General features: G+C 38.9%; 15 protein-coding genes. 12 read left to right on the top strand and 3 right to left on the bottom strand.

Annotated features, from left to right (window positions below; translation table 11 throughout):
- Positions 1-3: 3 nt before the first annotated feature.
- Positions 4-495, top strand: a complete 492-nt coding sequence (gene ilvN, locus E0709_RS08830) for an acetolactate synthase small subunit (protein WP_132302418.1) — start codon at positions 4-6, stop codon at positions 493-495.
- A gap of 77 nt (positions 496-572) precedes the next feature.
- Here ilvN and dacB read toward each other — a convergent pair whose 3' ends face one another.
- The gene (dacB, locus tag E0709_RS08825; RefSeq protein WP_132302419.1) at positions 573-2,000 is read right to left on the bottom strand and encodes a serine-type D-Ala-D-Ala carboxypeptidase; all 1,428 of its coding nucleotides are present in this window, start codon (positions 1,998-2,000) and stop codon (positions 573-575) included.
- Between the two features lie 155 nt (positions 2,001-2,155).
- On the opposite strand from dacB, the gene greA reads away from it, so the two are divergent.
- Complete coding sequence (gene greA, locus E0709_RS08820; RefSeq protein WP_132302420.1) at positions 2,156-2,635, top strand: transcription elongation factor GreA; 480 nt, start codon at positions 2,156-2,158, stop codon at positions 2,633-2,635.
- A gap of 38 nt (positions 2,636-2,673) precedes the next feature.
- Here greA and yhbY read toward each other — a convergent pair whose 3' ends face one another.
- Positions 2,674-2,976, bottom strand: coding sequence for a ribosome assembly RNA-binding protein YhbY (yhbY, locus tag E0709_RS08815; protein ID WP_391540626.1), 303 nt, complete (start codon positions 2,974-2,976; stop codon positions 2,674-2,676).
- A gap of 106 nt (positions 2,977-3,082) precedes the next feature.
- On the opposite strand from yhbY, the gene rlmE reads away from it, so the two are divergent.
- The 5 genes from rlmE (at position 3,083) to E0709_RS08790 (ending at position 9,184) form a co-directional block, all read left to right on the top strand.
- A complete protein-coding gene (rlmE, locus tag E0709_RS08810; RefSeq protein ID WP_132302421.1) occupies positions 3,083-3,709 on the top strand; it encodes a 23S rRNA (uridine(2552)-2'-O)-methyltransferase RlmE in 627 nt (208 codons plus the stop codon).
- Between the two features lie 94 nt (positions 3,710-3,803).
- On the top strand, positions 3,804-5,726 hold the full coding sequence (gene ftsH, locus E0709_RS08805; RefSeq protein ID WP_132302545.1) for an ATP-dependent zinc metalloprotease FtsH: 1,923 nt from the start codon (positions 3,804-3,806) through the stop codon (positions 5,724-5,726).
- 111 nt (positions 5,727-5,837) lie between these two features.
- Positions 5,838-6,665, top strand: coding sequence for a dihydropteroate synthase (gene folP, locus E0709_RS08800; protein ID WP_132302422.1), 828 nt, complete (start codon positions 5,838-5,840; stop codon positions 6,663-6,665).
- Positions 6,666-6,740: 75 nt separating this feature from the next.
- Positions 6,741-8,075, top strand: coding sequence for a phosphoglucosamine mutase (glmM, locus tag E0709_RS08795; protein ID WP_132302423.1), 1,335 nt, complete (start codon positions 6,741-6,743; stop codon positions 8,073-8,075).
- A 266-nt stretch (positions 8,076-8,341) separates the two neighbouring features.
- The gene (locus tag E0709_RS08790; RefSeq protein WP_132302424.1) at positions 8,342-9,184 is read left to right on the top strand and encodes a PHP domain-containing protein; all 843 of its coding nucleotides are present in this window, start codon (positions 8,342-8,344) and stop codon (positions 9,182-9,184) included.
- Here E0709_RS08790 and E0709_RS08785 read toward each other — a convergent pair.
- A complete protein-coding gene (locus tag E0709_RS08785; RefSeq protein WP_132302425.1) occupies positions 9,181-10,077 on the bottom strand; it encodes a LysR family transcriptional regulator in 897 nt (298 codons plus the stop codon). The two genes, E0709_RS08790 and E0709_RS08785, sit on opposite strands and share 4 nt — an antisense overlap.
- A 100-nt stretch (positions 10,078-10,177) precedes the next feature.
- On the opposite strand from E0709_RS08785, the gene topA reads away from it, so the two are divergent.
- From topA to E0709_RS08760, 5 genes are all read left to right on the top strand, one after another.
- Positions 10,178-12,784, top strand: a complete 2,607-nt coding sequence (topA, locus tag E0709_RS08780; protein ID WP_132302426.1) for a type I DNA topoisomerase — start codon at positions 10,178-10,180, stop codon at positions 12,782-12,784.
- Between the two features lie 257 nt (positions 12,785-13,041).
- Positions 13,042-13,482: a terminus macrodomain insulation protein YfbV gene (yfbV, locus tag E0709_RS08775; RefSeq protein ID WP_132302427.1), complete on the top strand. Its 441-nt coding sequence runs from the start codon at positions 13,042-13,044 to the stop codon at positions 13,480-13,482.
- Positions 13,483-13,559: 77 nt separating this feature from the next.
- Entirely contained in the window at positions 13,560-14,057 is a 498-nt protein-coding gene (locus tag E0709_RS08770) for a CvpA family protein (RefSeq protein ID WP_132302546.1), read from the top strand.
- Positions 14,058-14,071: 14 nt separating this feature from the next.
- Positions 14,072-15,583 (top strand): amidophosphoribosyltransferase, encoded by a 1,512-nt coding sequence (purF, locus tag E0709_RS08765; protein ID WP_132302428.1) that lies wholly within the window; start codon positions 14,072-14,074, stop codon positions 15,581-15,583.
- A gap of 100 nt (positions 15,584-15,683) precedes the next feature.
- Positions 15,684-17,147, top strand: a complete 1,464-nt coding sequence (locus E0709_RS08760) for a DASS family sodium-coupled anion symporter (protein WP_132302429.1) — start codon at positions 15,684-15,686, stop codon at positions 17,145-17,147.
- Positions 17,148-17,183: the final 36 nt, after the last annotated feature.

Here is a 17,183-nt window from a genome sequence, read left to right as displayed (position 1 = left end):
AGAATGCGTAGAATTTTATCAGTATTATTAGAAAATGAATCAGGTGCATTATCTCGTGTGGTTGCCTTATTCTCTCAGCGAGCCTTTAATATTGAAAGTTTAACCGTTGCACCAACCGATGATCCTACTCTTTCTCGTATGACGATTGCAGTATCTGGTGATGAGAGGGTGTTAGAGCAAATCGAAAAGCAATTACATAAATTAGTCGATGTGTTTAAGGTGATTAGTTTAAGTGATTGTGAACATGTTGAACGTGAAGTGATGTTAATAAAAGTTCGTGCAACAGGTACATCTCGTGATGAAATCAAACGGTTAGCAGATATTTTCCGTGGGCAAATTGTGGATGTCACCACCAAATCTTATACGGTGCAATTGTCTGGCACAAAAGATAAATTAGATGCCTTTATTCGTGCCTTGAAAGAAGAAACCAGTGTACTGGAAATTGTACGCTCAGGCTTGATCAGTCTTTCTCGGAGTGAGAAAAATATGCTTTAATGATAGGAGCTTGTTTATCTTATTACTAAATTAGGGTTTCTTTCATAATAGAAACCCTAATTTAATTGCACTAAAAATTATTCAGCATAGATTTTATTATAAATCTGACTCTCAAACTGCACTAAGGGCGCTCGTTTGGTTTTATTTTCTAACTCCCCAGTAGAATAGCCATTAATAAATTGCACAAAGGCGACTCTCTCACCACGTGCATTGGTCATAAAACCGGCTAAATTATAAACGCCTTTCAGTGATCCTGTTTTGGCAATCACATTTTTCACCAAGGGCGGTTGAATTAAGCTGCCACGTCCGCTGATGGTACCGTCCATGCCCGCAATTGGGAAGGCACCTAATAGATGTAATTTATCTTCATTTTTTTCTATATATTCAAGAGCTTGTAACATGGTTTCTGGTGCAATAAGGTTATGTCTGGATAACCCTGAGCCATCTGCCACAATACTATTACCAAATTTGATACCCGCTTGTTTAGCCAAAATATTTTTTAATGCCATCGCACCCAGTTGGAAAGTGGCGGGGCGTTTGTAATATTGATAAGCAATGGTACGAAATAGCGCATCCGCAATTTGGTTATCTGATTTCTTCATCATTTTTTTCAACAAATCGGGCAGTGATTTAGAAAAATGTTGAGCTAATAATGTACCTTTCTGTGGTTGGCGTGGAATTTGTACATTGCCGTTAAACTGAATACCTAAACGGTTTAATTGACGTTGTACAATGGCTGCTGCATAAGCATCGGGATCTTGCACGGCGAAACTTAGTCCAAAAGGTTTACTTTGTCTGGTTATGCAACCTTTGATTTGATAGCGGTTATTGTCGTGAACCACGGCATCTAGTTGACAATAGCCAGATTCTGCATTACTCACCACTTGCACCTGACCAAAGACTAAAATTGGAAATTGAGACGGTACATTAAATTTAACATTTTCACCGATACTTTGATTGGCATCTAAATCCACATAAAAGCAGTTATTGTCAATATTGGCAGCCGCTGGAGGGGAGTTAAAACACATCGTTAAATCATTCCAGATCCAACCAGAACCCCGATCATGACTAGCAAAAATTGACGTATCTAAAATCAGGTTGCCAGTGATTTTTTGAATATTTTGTTTCTTTAGTTGAGCGAGTAAGGTATAAAGTTGACCACTGGTTAAATCGGGATCACCCGTGAATTTGATAATTAAATCACCATTTAAAGTATTATTTTGAATTTTGCCATTGGTGAGTAAACTGGTTTCAAATTGAAATTGATCACCTAGCGTCAATTTGGCAGCTAAAGCCGTGAAGACCTTTTGGGTACTTGCTGGCAACATAAACGTACTGGCGTTATATCCCGTGATAATCTGGTTATTATGGAGATTTTTGGCTACAAAGCCCAAACTTGCCCCTTGTGGTAATTGTTGTGCTATCATGGGAATATCTATTTGTGAAAATACTGGTGTGGAAAAAATAAGGCTGACCAGTAGCCAATTTTTGCTTAAATACTTCATTGTTGTGTTTTTAGGGTTGCTATTTTTTGTCAGAAGAACAATAATAGACTCCGAACTCAATTGAGTAAACTTTTTTCTTAACTTATTTTAACTGCGACATTGTCAACTCAATGCCGTGGTTTTGTTTTTACCTAAAAAAAGGAGAAATAAATAAAATGCTAAAACAAATTCCGATGACTGTACGTGGTGCAGAACTATTGAAACAGGAACTGGATTATTTGAAAAATACTCGTCGCCCAGAGATTATTAAAGCAATTGCAGAGGCTCGTGAACACGGTGATTTAAAAGAAAATGCTGAATATCATGCGGCTCGAGAACAACAAGGCTTTTGTGAAGGGCGAATTCAAGAAATTGAAGGGAAATTATCTCACTGCCAAATTATTGATGTGACTAAAATACCGAACAATGGCAAAGTGATTTTTGGGGCAACCGTCGTACTGTTAAATGTGGATACGGAAGAAGAAGTCAGTTATTGTATTGTAGGCGATGATGAAGCAGATATTAAATTAGGCTTGATTTCCGTTAATTCGCCGATAGCGCGTGGTTTAGTGGGTAAAGAAGTAGATGATTCAGTGACGATTAGTACACCTGGTGGCAAGGTAGAATTTGAGATTATGGAAGTGGAATATAAGTAGCGATATATGGGCGAATCTATGTGTTCGCCCAAACTATGCTATTTTTTCGGCAACTGAATTTTTTTATCTTCACTTTCTCGATATAAAATAACAATGTGTCCGATAGTTTGTACGGCAACGGATTTGGTTTCACGCACAATAGCATCAATAATGAGCTGTTTGGTTTCACGATCTGCACCTGCTACTTTAACTTTAATCAGCTCATGATAATTAAGTGCATTGTCGATTTCAGCTAGTACACCTTCGGTTAAACCATTGTTACCAAGCATAACGACAGGATTTAAATGATGGGCTAATCCTTTGAGAAATTGTTTTTGTTTGGTTGATAATGTCATTGACATAAATATAATCCTAAATTAAAAAAGTGCGGTGAAAAATACCGCAGTTGGCTTGAATTAGGCTATTTTAGCCTTATATTACAAAAACTACCACAAAATTTAAGAAATTATGGGAAGAAAAAGATCGGCAAGTTCAAGCCGTTGGTTAAATGAACATTTTAAAGATCAGTTTGTACAGAAAGCACATAAACAAAAATTACGCTCTCGAGCTTATTTTAAATTAGATGAAATTCAGCAGTCAGATCGCTTATTTAAACAAGGCATGACTGTCGTCGATCTTGGGGCAGCTCCCGGGGGGTGGTCACAATATGTGGTCAGTCAGATCGGGGGTAATGGTCGCATCATTGCTTGCGATATTTTGGAAATGGATCCTATTGTGGGGGTGGATTTCTTACAGGGGGATTTTCGTGATGAAAATGTGCTGGCTGCATTACTTGAGCGAGTAGGTGAAAATAAAGTCGATGTGGTGATGTCAGATATGGCACCGAATTTTAGTGGTATGCCGTCAGTGGATATTCCACGAGCCATGTATTTAGTCGAACTGGCGTTAGATATGTGTAAACAGGTGCTGGCGAGCAAGGGTAGTTTTGTGGTGAAAGTGTTTCAAGGCGAGGGTTTTGATCAATATTTGCGAGAGATTCGTTCACTTTTTAGCACAGTCAAAGTCCGCAAGCCAGAAGCATCACGAGATCGTTCTCGGGAAGTCTATATTGTAGCAACAGGATATAAACATTAATTGCATTGATTGTTTTGATTAATATCAATTTTATAGTAAGCTAACAGCAAATTTTTTTTAACTTTAACTAAAATGGGGTCAAGCCTTGAACGATATGATTAAAAATCTTGTCCTTTGGGTAGTTGTTGCGGTTGTGATGATGACGGCATACCAGGGATTTAATTCAACTGATACAAACAATCGTATTGATTACACTACATTTATGACGGATGTGGAAAATCAACAAGTCGCACAAACTAAATTTAACGAAGTGGGTGAAATTTTTGTCACCAAAAGAGACGGTTCAAAATATACTACTGTGTTGCCTACACCATTAGAAGATCGTCAAATTCTTAATGATTTGTTAAAACAAAAAGTTAAAGTAGAAGGAGCATTACCTGAACAGCGTAGTTTATTCTCGCAAATTTTAATTTCGTGGTTCCCAATGTTGTTCTTAATTGGGGTATGGGTTTTCTTTATGCGTCAAATGCAAGGTGGTGGTAAAGCAATGAGCTTTGGTAAAAGCCGAGCAAAAATGTTGAACAAAGAACAAATTAAAACCACCTTTGCAGATGTGGCGGGTTGTGATGAAGCCAAAGAAGAAGTGGCTGAGATTGTCGATTTCTTACGTGATCCAAGTAAATTCCAAAATCTTGGCGGTAAAATTCCGAAAGGTGTATTAATGGTTGGTCCACCGGGGACAGGTAAAACGTTGATCGCAAAAGCTATTGCAGGTGAGGCTAAAGTTCCATTTTTCACCATTTCAGGTTCCGATTTTGTGGAAATGTTTGTGGGTGTCGGGGCATCACGTGTCCGTGATATGTTCGAGCAAGCGAAGAAAAATGCACCTTGTTTAATTTTTATTGATGAAATTGATGCCGTTGGCCGTCAGCGTGGAGCGGGGTTAGGTGGTGGTCATGATGAACGTGAACAAACCTTAAACCAAATGTTAGTGGAAATGGATGGTTTTGAAGGTAAAGAAGGAATTATTGTGATTGCTGCAACTAACCGTCCTGATGTGCTTGACCCTGCATTAGTTCGCCCGGGACGTTTTGACCGTCAAGTGGTTGTGGGTTTACCTGATGTGCGTGGACGTGAGCAAATTTTAAAAGTACATATGCGTAAAGTGCCGATTGACAAAGATGTAGATGCCATGACATTGGCTCGTGGCACACCGGGTTATTCAGGGGCGGATTTGGCGAATCTTGTTAATGAAGCTGCATTATTTGCTGCTCGTAGTAATAAGCGTGTAGTGACCATGTTAGACTTTGAAAAAGCTAAAGACAAAATCAATATGGGACCTGAACGTCGCACTATGATTATGACCGATAAGCAAAAAGAAAGCACCGCTTACCATGAAGCAGGACATGCCATTGTGGGATATATTGTGCCTGAACACGATCCCGTGCATAAAGTCACCATTATTCCACGTGGTCGAGCGTTAGGAGTGACATTTTTCTTGCCTGAAGGTGATCAAGTTAGCATTAGCCAAAAACAATTAGAAAGTAAACTTTCTACCTTGTATGCAGGACGTTTAGCGGAAGATTTAATTTACGGTGAAGAAAATATTTCTACCGGGGCATCTAACGACATTAAAGTGGCGACTAATATTGCTCGTAATATGGTGACGCAATGGGGCTTCTCCGATAAACTCGGACCGATTCTTTATACCGAAGATGATGGCGAAGTGTTCTTAGGGCGTTCAATGGCGAAAGCCAAACATATGTCCGATGAAACTGCTCACGTGATTGATGAAGAAGTGCGTGCTATTGTGGCAAGAAACTATGATCGAGCAAGACAAATTCTGATTGATAACATGGATATTTTGCATGCAATGAAAGATGCGTTAGTGAAATATGAAACCATTGAAGAAGAGCAAATTAAACAGTTGATGCAGCGTGAACCAGTGACCCCACCAAGTGGTTGGGATGATAAAAAACATGGTGAACCGACTAAAACTGAAACCAAATCTGATGAGCCTAAGCAAGCTGAAAGTGCGGTGCAAAAAGGTGAAAATTTGGATAATAAATCAGAATAATTCGAGATAAAACAAAGGGATCATTATGATCCCTTTTGTTTTGTGTTTTTCTGTTTATTTGCGTAATATTTCGCTATAATATGCCATATATTAATTTTTAATATAGTGAATATGAAACTTCAAGCGAACAATAAAGTCTTAGATTTATCCCATCCCCAGATTATGGGAATTTTAAATTTTACCCCTGATTCTTTTTCTGATAGCGGTCAGTTTTTTCAACTGGATAAAGCATTATTTCAAGTGGAAAAAATGCTTAATGCTGGTGCGAGTATTATTGATATTGGCGGTGAATCTACTCGACCAAATGCACAAGAAGTATCAGAACAAGAAGAATTAGATCGTGTGGTTCCCCTAGTTGAAGCGGTGCGAAAACGCTTTGATTGCTGGATTTCAGTTGATACATCAAAAGCCATGGTGATGTCAGAAAGTGCTAAAGTGGGAATGGATATTATTAATGATATTCGTGCCTTGCAAGAACCAGATGCCTTAACAACGGCGGTGAAATTAGCTTTGCCAACCTGTCTGATGCACATGCAAGGGCAGCCACGAACAATGCAGGCGAATCCATACTATAAAAATGTGGTGGAAGACGTGTTGGAATTTCTGCAAAATCGCACCGCACTTTTTTTGCAGCAAGGCGGAAAGGCGGAAAATGTGATTTGGGATGTCGGCTTTGGTTTTGGTAAAACCGTACAACATAATTTTACCTTATTACAACAGCAAGCTCGTTTTGCGGTACAAGGTTATCCTGTGTTAGCAGGACTTTCACGTAAGTCAATGTTAGGTGCTGTGTTGGACAAAACGGTGGAGCAACGTTTAATCGGTAGTGTTACAGGGGCGTTATTAGCCGCACAAAATGGAGCAACTATTTTACGAGTGCATGATGTGGCAGAAACCGCAGATGCTTTGAAAATTTGGCAAGCAATGATGAATGCGTAACATTTATATAGGGTGGATGATGTATTCGCCTGAAAATACAATATTTTTATAGAATAGAAAAAAGGAAAACAAAAAATGGCAGAACGTAAGTATTTTGGTACTGATGGCGTACGTGGCAAAGTGGGAACATTCCCAATTACGCCAGATTTCGCCTTAAAACTTGGTTGGGCAGCAGGCAAAGTGTTGGCAACACAAGGTTCTAAAAAAGTATTAATTGGTAAAGACACGCGAATTTCTGGCTATATGTTGGAATCCGCTTTAGAAGCAGGGTTAACCGCAGCAGGCTTATCAGCCGTGTTTGTTGGTCCGATGCCAACGCCAGCAGTAGCTTATTTAACTCGTACTTTCCGTGCTGAAGCAGGTGTTGTGATTTCAGCATCACATAATCCTTATGATGATAACGGGATTAAATTTTTCTCAGCCCAAGGTACAAAATTGCCCGATGAAGTAGAAGAAGCCATTGAAGCCATGTTAGATCAGCCGATGGATTGTGTGGCATCAGCAGAATTAGGTAAGGCGAGCCGTATTAATGATGCTTCAGGGCGTTATATTGAATTTTGTAAAGGCACATTCCCGACAGAATTAAGTTTGGACGGTTATAAAATCGTACTAGATTGTGCTAACGGTGCAACCTATCACATTGCACCAAGTGTTATGCGTGAGCTTGGGGCGGAAGTGATTGAGATCGGTACCGAACCAGACGGTTTAAATATTAATGAAAAATGTGGAGCAACAGATATTAAAGCCTTGCAAGCCAAAGTATTAGAAACTAAAGCAGATGTTGGTTTAGCCTATGATGGTGACGGTGATCGTATTATGATGGTGGATCATTTAGGTAATAAGGTGGATGGCGATCAAATTCTGTATATTATTGCTCGTGAAGCCTTACGTTCAGGTAATTTAAAAGGCGGTGTCGTCGGTACTTTAATGAGCAATATGAGCCTTGAAATTGCCTTAAAACAGTTAGGGGTGCCATTCTTACGAGCCAACGTAGGTGACCGTTATGTGTTGGAAAAAATGCAGGAAAATAATTGGAAATTCGGCGGTGAAAATTCAGGGCATATTATTATCTCGGATAAAAATACCACAGGCGATGGCATTATTGCATCACTAGCCGTATTGACCGCTATGGTACAACACAAATTAAGCTTGAATGAATTAGTAACGGCAGTGCCATTATTTCCACAAGTCTTAATTAATGTACGTTTTGCTGGTGGAGAGAATCCGTTAGAAAGTGATAAGGTAAAATCTGTCGCATCTGATGTGGAAAAACGTTTAGCAGGTAAAGGTCGAATTTTATTGCGTAAGTCAGGCACTGAACCGTTAATTCGAGTCATGGTAGAATGCCAAGACGGCGAACTTGCGCAACAATGTGCAGAAGAAATTGCCAATGCAGTGAAAAATAATTAAATTAACCAGTGCGGTATAAATAATCTACACTTTCAAAGTTACACGTATAATCAATTCGTTAAGGTGTAGATTTTTATGATCAAATACAACTCAGTCTTTAAACAATCGGTCGTTAATTGTTATTTCGTAAATCACGAAAGATTACCGAAAACATCCAAACATTTTAATGTATAGAAAAATGGTATTGAGCAAAGTATGTCGAAAAAAGGAAATGACTTAGATAATGCAATAGTGGAAAGTTTTCTGGACGTTTGAAAGGGAGAATAATGAGCGAAAAAATTTATGATTTACATTGTCATAGTACAGCGTCTGATGGGGTATTGAGCCCAACAGAAGTAGTACGGCGAGCAGTTGAAAACGGCGTAAATGTATTGGCGTTATGTGATCATGACAGCATTGTTGGTTTAGCAGAAGCAAAAGCGGAAGCCGATAAACAAGGTATTCAGTTTATAAATGGGGTGGAAATTTCGACACTCTGGACGGAACCAGGAAGTGGACGTGGCATCCATATTGTCGGTTTGGGATTTAATCCAAACTCACCAGAAATGACCGCTCTTTTAGCACAGCAAGCCGTATTACGTTTACAGCGAGCAATCCAAATTGGTGAAAAATTAGAAAAAATAGGCATTCCTAATGCTTATCAAGGGGCAAAAGCCTTAGCCTGTGGTGAAGTCACGCGGGCGCATTATGCCAGATTTCTGGTGCAAATAGGTAAAGTTTCTAATGATGCTCAGGCGTTTAAACGCTATTTATCAGCGGGTAAACCGGCTTATGTAAAAGCAGATTGGGTAGATATTGAAACAGCTATTAATGTGATTCATCAAGCGGGAGGATTAGCAGTGTTGGCTCATCCATTACGTTATAATATGACGAATCGTTGGATTAAAAGATTAGTGGCCGATTTTGTGCAATGGCAAGGTGATGCAATTGAAGTGGCTGGCTGTGGACAATCACGAGAACAACGTCAATTAGTGGCAGGTTGGGCGGTAGAACATCATTTATTAGCCTCTGTCGGATCGGACTTTCATTTCCCTTGTGCATGGATTGAGTTGGGAAAATCTTTAACATTACCGGATAATGTGACACCCATCTGGACACAATTAGGTTAGCGGAGTTTACCTAAATTTAATCCTTGTAAAAAATTAATAAAAGCTTTCACTTTTGCACTTAAATATCGACGGTGTGGGTAAATAGCATGGAGATCTACCGTTTGTCGTTTGTAGTGGGTTAATACTTCTACTAATTCTCCAGTGGCTAACTCTTTTTCAATTAAAAAATAAGGTTGATTAATAATACCTAAGCCAGCTTTAGCCATTTCAACCAGCGTTAAACCATTGTTAGACACTAATTTTGATTGCATTTTAATGCGTTCTACTTTGCCGTCGTCATCCGTAAATTCCCAATATATTTGACTGCCAGTGGCTTTATATAATAAACAATCATGGGATTGGAGTTCAGTGGGTGTTTGGGGACTGCCCTGTTTAGCAAGATAATCGGGTGATGCGACAAAATGCATGGTGGTAGTAGCGAGTTTTTTGGCTACTAAAGAACTGTCTTGTAGATTGCCGATGCGTAAGGCTAAATCATAGCCTTCGGACATCAGATCAACGCGGCGATCACTAAAGTCAATTTCAATGTGCAAATTAGGATTGATTTTGGCAAATTCAGCTAAATTCGGGGCAATAAAACGTAAACCAAAGTCCATCGGTACAGAAACCAGTAAATTGCCTTGTAATGAAGAGGATAAGTCACTAATACTGGCATCTGCTTCATTTAATTCCGTCAGTATAGGTTGACAATGTTGATAATAAACTAAACCAGCTTCGGTAGGCGATATTTTTCGGGTGGTACGATGTAATAATCGAGTTTGTAAATGTTCTTCCAGTTGAGCGACTAATTTACTTACCATGGCAACGGAAATATTTTCAAGTTGGGCGGTTTGGGTGAAACTTTGGGTTTCAATAACCTTGCAGAAGACTGAAATTGCATTTAGTTTATCCATTTAGCATCCTTTTGAAAAAAAATGGTTGACCTAGTAACTATTCCTTAGGCAATATAAAAAAAGAATTTTACACAAATTATACAAAATTAGGTATTTAAATATGAGTAAATCGTTAGTTATTGTGGAATCGCCAGCCAAAGCGAAAACCATCAATAAATATTTGGGGAGTAACTATGTAGTGAAATCCAGTGTGGGGCATATCCGTGATTTACCTACTACTGGGACAGTCACTGGCGAAAAAGCAAAACCGATTTCTACCAAAGGATTAAGCATTGAAGAAAAGGCAAATATTAAAGCAGAAAAAGAAAAGAATGCCTTGGTTAAACGAATGGGGATTGATCCTTATCATGGCTGGAAAGCGAATTACCAGATTTTACCCGGTAAGGAAAAAGTGGTGGCAGAATTAAAATCTTTAGCCCAAAAAGCGGATCATATTTATCTTGCTACCGACTTGGATAGAGAGGGGGAAGCGATTGCGTGGCATTTACGCGAAGTCATTGGGGGGGATGATGCACGTTTTAGTCGAGTGGTATTTAATGAGATTACCAAGAATGCGATTAAACAAGCCTTTGAAAAACCAGAACATTTAAATTTAGACCGAGTGAATGCTCAACAAACGCGCCGTTTTTTAGATCGTGTGGTAGGCTTTATGGTGTCACCATTGCTTTGGAAAAAAGTCGCGCGAGGTTTATCTGCTGGTCGTGTGCAATCGGTTGCGGTGAAATTATTAGTGGAGCGTGAACGAGAAATTAAGGCATTTTTACCTGAAGAATTTTGGCAAGTTGCCGTGGATACACAAACGGCGAAAAAACAAAAAATTCGTTTAGATGTCACCGCACTTAAAGGCAAAAAATTTGAACCGAAAAATGAGCAACAAGCGCAAAGTGCGGTGGATTTTTTACAAAAATCTGAATTGATTGTATCTGATTTAGAAACTAAACCAACAACATCAAAAGCACGACCGCCGTTTATTACTTCCACGTTACAACAATCAGCCAGTACCAGGCTGAATTTTAGCGTCAAAAAAACCATGATGTTGGCACAACGCTTGTATGAAGCGGGTTACATTACTTATATGCGTACTGATAGCACGAACTTAAGCCAAGATGCGCTAAATATGGTGCGGCATTATATTGAAAATCAGTTTGGCGAAAATTATTTACCAAACAAGCCGAATTTCTATTCAAGTAAAGATAATGCTCAAGAAGCACACGAAGCAATTCGTCCCTCTGATGTAAATGTATTAGCCACTCATTTATCTGGTATGGAAAAAGATGCTGAACGTTTATATGATTTAATTTGGCGACAGTTTGTGGCTTGTCAAATGCCACAAGCTCAATATGACAGCACCACATTAACCGTAACGGCGGGAGATTATGAATTAAAGGCAAAAGGGCGAATTTTACGTTTTGATGGTTGGACAAAGGTTTTACCACAATTAGCCAAATCACCAGAGGATCAAGAATTACCAGCGGTGAATGTGCAAGATAAGCTTAAATTAAACGAGGTGTTACCAAGTCAGCATTTTACCAAACCGCCAGCTCGTTTTACGGAAGCGTCCTTAGTAAAAGAGTTAGAAAAACGAGGTATTGGTCGTCCTTCCACTTATGCAACGATTATTTCTACTATTCAAGAGCGTGGCTATGTTCGTACCGAAAACCGCCGTTTTTATGCCGAAAAAATGGGGGAAATTGTCACCGATCGTTTAAATCAATCTTTCAGTGAATTGATGAATTATGATTTCACAGCAAATATGGAAGATGTATTAGACCAAATTGCGAGTGGTAGCAAAAACTGGAAAACAGAGTTAAATCAATTCTTTAAAGATTTCTCTGAACAATTAAGCACGGCGGAATTAAATGAGCTTGAGGGGGGAATGAAACCGAATAGCTTAGTGGAAACGGATATTGTTTGTCCAACCTGTGGGCGTAAAATGGCAATTCGTACCGCAAGTACGGGGGTATTTTTAGGTTGTACTGGTTATGCTTTATCACCAAAAGAACGTTGTAAAACCACCGTGAATTTAATTCCAGAAGCTGAATTATTAAACGTGTTAGATAGCGAAAGTGAAGCTAAAGCCTTGATTGCTCGTAAACGTTGTCCGAAATGTGATTCCGCAATGGATAGTTATTTAATTGATCCGCAGCGTAAATTACATATTTGTGGTAACAACCCAAATTGTGATGGTTATATTATTGAGCAGGGTAGTTTCAAAATCAAAGGCTACGATGGTCCAGTAGTTGAATGCGACAAATGCGGTGCAGATATGCACTTAAAATTAGGTCGTTTTGGTAAATATATGGCTTGTACCCAATGTGATAACACCCGAAAAATTCTAAAAAATGGCGATGTGGCTCCACCGAAAGAAGAACCTACTCATTTCCCTGAATTGAAATGTGAAAAATCTGATGCTTATTTTGTATTGCGTGATGGTGCAAGTGGGGTATTTATGTCAGCACATAATTTCCCGAAATCTCGTGAAACAAGAGCACCAAAGGTCGCCGAATTAGCCTTATATCGTGATCGTTTACCCGACAAGTTGAAATATTTGGCAGATGCACCCACGCAAGATCCAGATGGCAATGATACGATTGTGCGGTTTAGCCGTAAGGAAAAACGCCAATATGTGACATCGGAAGTGAATGGAAAGCAGACTAAATGGATGGTTGATTTTGATGGTAAGCATTGGGTTGAGCGGAAAAAATAAAATAATACTCTAACAAAATGGGGTCCCCATGTTTGCCGCCTGAAAATAGTTTAATTTGTAGGGAAATGGCGTCTGTCTGAGCGAAGCGCGTTCAGCCATTTTCCGTTAAGCAAATTAAACTATTTTCAGGAAACAAGGCAAGGTTGGGGCGTGTTTTCTTTTTGCTTACTTTTTCTTTATACGAGTAAAGAAAAAGTAAGTCGCCATCGGCGAAACCCGATTTAAAAACAATAAAAGATTGTAATAAAAAGAAAAAAATGACATTATTCAAAACACTACAACAAGGTCAAACCTACCAAAAAACTTGGATTCTTCACCCAAAACTCAACCAAATATTCCCCGAAAACCGCATTATTAAAGCCACTAAATTTGCCCAAACCCTAATGCCTTTTATCGCGGTGTTCGCTATCGTCTGGCAACAATTTTTCGTGCCACATAGCCACGTTGGGTTAGCGGCAGCCGTGCTAACGGCATTATTTGCCCTTTGCATACCGTTACAAGGTTTATACTGGCTAGGCAAACGTTCCCAAACAACATTGCCTAAGCAAACCGCGGTGAAATTTCAGCAAATTTCTGAGCAGCTTGAGAAAAAAGGGATAGCCTTACCATTACCGAAAAATCCGACTTATCAAGATTTAGCCTTTTTACTCAACAAAGCCAACCAGTATTTATCCGATACGTTCTGGCAAGATATTTAAAGCAATCGTTTTCTTTTATATGATTTTTCGGTAGAATAGTGACGTTATTTTCCTCTGTTTTTGAGATTGTTATGTCGGTGATTGATTATATTATTATTGGTATTATTGCTTTTTCTATTATTGTTAGCTTATTACGTGGGTTTGTTCGAGAAGTACTTTCTTTAGCCAGTTGGATTATTGCATTTATCGTAGCCAGTCAATTTTATCCTTATTTAGCCAATTTATTAACTCAAATTGAATCTGAATATATCCGCAATGGTGTAGCTATTGGCGTGCTATTTGTGTTAACGTTAATTGTCGGAGGCATTGTAAATTATGTTATTTCGCAGCTAGTGGATAAAACAGGTTTATCTGGTACCGATAGAGTGTTGGGAGCTTGTTTCGGTTTTTTACGGGGGGTATTAATTGTCGCTGCCTTGTTATTTTTTGTGGATACCTTTACTAACTTTAAGCAAAGTGAAGCGTGGAAATCTTCCCAATTAATACCGCACTTTGGTTTTGTGGTGGAATGGTTTTTCCAACAGTTACAAGCAAACTCCAGTTTTTTAAATTCAACCTTAATTCCAGTGAAATAAAAGGATAATAGTAAATGTGTGGTATCGTCGGTATTGTTTCTCAAAGCCCTGTTAATCAGTCAATTTATGATGCCTTGATGGTGTTACAACACCGTGGTCAGGATGCCACCGGGATTGTCACCGTTGATGATGAAAATTGTTTTCGCTTACGTAAAGCAAATGGCTTAGTCAGTGATGTGTTCCAACAAGTACATATGCAACGTTTGCAAGGTAATGCAGGTATTGGACATGTTCGTTATCCTACAGCCGGTAGTTCTAATGTATCAGAAGCACAACCATTTTATGTTAATTCGCCTTATGGCTTGGCTTTAGTGCATAATGGTAATTTAACCAATTCAGATCAGCTTAAAGATAAATTATATAAATTAGCACGTCGCCATGTTAACACTAACTCTGATTCCGAAGCCTTGCTTAATATTCTTGCTCATCACATTGATCATATTGATAAAGAAACCCTCGCTCCGCAGGATATATTTTCTTCAATTCGAGCTACCAATAAGGATATCCGTGGAGCCTATGCCTGTGTGGCAATGATTATCGGGCATGGTTTAGTGGCATTTCGTGATCCAAATGGCATTCGTCCATTAGTACTTGGTCAACGTGAAGAAAATGGCAAAATAGACTATATGTTTGCTTCTGAAACGGTGGCATTAGACACAGTTGGCTATGAATTTGTACGAGATGTGAAACCGGGGGAGGCAATTTATGTCACTTTTGATGGTCAACTGTTTAGTGAAATCTGTGCCGATGAGACTAAATTAACCCCTTGCATTTTTGAATATGTGTATTTTGCTCGTCCGGATAGCACTATTGATGGTGTATCCGTGTATGCTGCACGTGTGCATATGGGGGAGCGTTTAGGGCAGAAAATTGCACGGGAATGGAAGAATATTGATATTGATGTGGTCATTCCTGTACCTGAAACGTCAAATGACATTGCGTTACGAATTTCGAATGTGTTAGGCAAACCATATCGTCAAGGTTTTGTAAAAAATCGTTATGTGGGTCGTACTTTTATTATGCCGGGACAAACGCAACGAGTGAGTGCGGTACGTCGTAAACTCAATACGATTTCGGCAGAATTTAAAGGTAAAAATGTGCTTTTAGTGGATGACTCTATTGTACGTGGCACGACTTCAGAACAAATTGTGGATATGGCTCGTTCCGCTGGTGCAAATAAAATTTATTTTGCATCGGCAGCCCCTGAGATTCGTTATCCAAATGTATATGGTATTGATATGCCGACCAAAAATGAATTAATTGCGTATGGTCGTAATGTTGATGAGATTGCCAAATTAATTGGCGTAGATGGGTTAATTTTCCAAGATCTTGAAGCATTACAAATTTCTATTCAACAGGAAAATCCAAATATTCGTGAATTTGATGCGTCGGTCTTTACGGGCAAATATATTACGGGTGATATTACACCTGAATATTTAGATAAGATCGCTGAGAAACGCAATGATAAAGCGAAAACAAAACGTGAGAAAGATGCAACGAATTTAGAAATTCATAACGAACGTTAGAAGCTTTTACAAAAATAACCGTGCTTTTATTCTTGGAGATAGTAAAGTACGATATTTTTAACGAACTTTTCTTTTAATATTATATTATTCCGGAGTAAAAATGTCAGAAAATGTGTTATCTCAATCTCAGGTAGAGGTTAAGATGGGCTTTAATCCTAAGGGATTAGGTATAGCAGTATTGGTGGGCTTGTTGATTTGGGTCATACCAACACCAGCAGATTTAAGTGTGCGGGCATGGAATATGCTGGCATTATTTGTAGCCACTATTGTTGCTATTGTTGCTAAAGCAATGTCAATGGGAGCGGCGACTTTAGTAGCATTAGTGATCAGTGGATTGACAGGTTTGACACCAATTAAAGCGAAAGCTGATGATGTGGCAATGCTGTCTGGATTTGCTAATGGCACTATTTGGCTGATTGGGATCGCAATGTTTTTATCTCGTGCAGTGATTAAAACAGGATTGGGAAAACGGATCGCCTTATTTTTTGTAGAAAAATTAGGTAATCGTATGATGGGAGTAGCTTACGGCATTGCTATCGCTGATTTGATTATTGCTCCTGGTATTCCATCTGCATCGGCACGTGGGGGCGGTATTATGTATCCGATTATGCAATCTATTGCGGATGCTTATGATTCTAAACCTGGTCCGACAGCAAAACGTGCGGGTGCATTTTTAGCATTAGTGGTATCACAAATTGATACTATCGTTTGTACTATGTTCTTAACTGCTATGGCTGGTAATCCTTTAATAGCTGAACTTGCTGCAAGTCAAGGAATTCAAATTTCTTGGATGACATGGTTTTTGGGCGCTATTGTTCCTGGAGTAGCTTGTTTATTTATTTTACCTTATTTGTTATATTTGATTTATCCCCCTGAGCTAAAACATACTCCCAAAATGGCGGAAATGGCGAAAGAAGAACTTAAACACATGGGAAAAATGAGTAAAGCTGAGTGGATTTTAGCACTTGATTTTATTTTATTATTATTCCTTTGGACAGTCGGGGATTTAGCATTTGGGATTTCTGCGACGGTCTCAGCGTTTATTGGATTAACTATTTTATTACTGTCTAATATTATGACATGGAAAAATATTGTCTCAGAAACTACTGCATGGGATACCATGTTTTGGTTTTCGGTATTGGTGATGATGGCTACAGCATTAAATAAATATGGTGCTATTGCGTGGATTTCTACCCATATTTCCGAGTCTATAGGTTCCTTTAGTTGGCCTGTTGCATTTACAATCTTGGTGTTGGTTTATTTTTATACACGTTATTTCTTTGCATCTGCCATGGCACATATTTCAGCAATGTACTTAGCCTTTTTAGCAGCAGCAATTGCTGTAGGTACACCACCGATGCTTGCAGCGGTTGGTCTAGGTTATACATCAACTTTATCAATGAGCCTTACTCAATATGCTGGTGGTCCAGGACCCGCATTATTTGGTTCAGGTTATAACTCTGCTGGACAATGGTGGAGTGTGAGTTTTATTATGTCTATTTTTTCTCTCATTATTTGGTTTGGGCTAGGTGGAGCTTGGATGAAATTATTGGGTTGGTGGTAATTAGATAATAGACATCATATTAGTTGAGATATTATA

Source organism: Lonepinella koalarum (genome assembly GCF_004565475.1).
Classification (GTDB): Bacteria; Pseudomonadota; Gammaproteobacteria; order Enterobacterales; family Pasteurellaceae; genus Lonepinella; species Lonepinella koalarum.
This window is presented reverse-complemented; position numbering and strand designations above follow the sequence as displayed.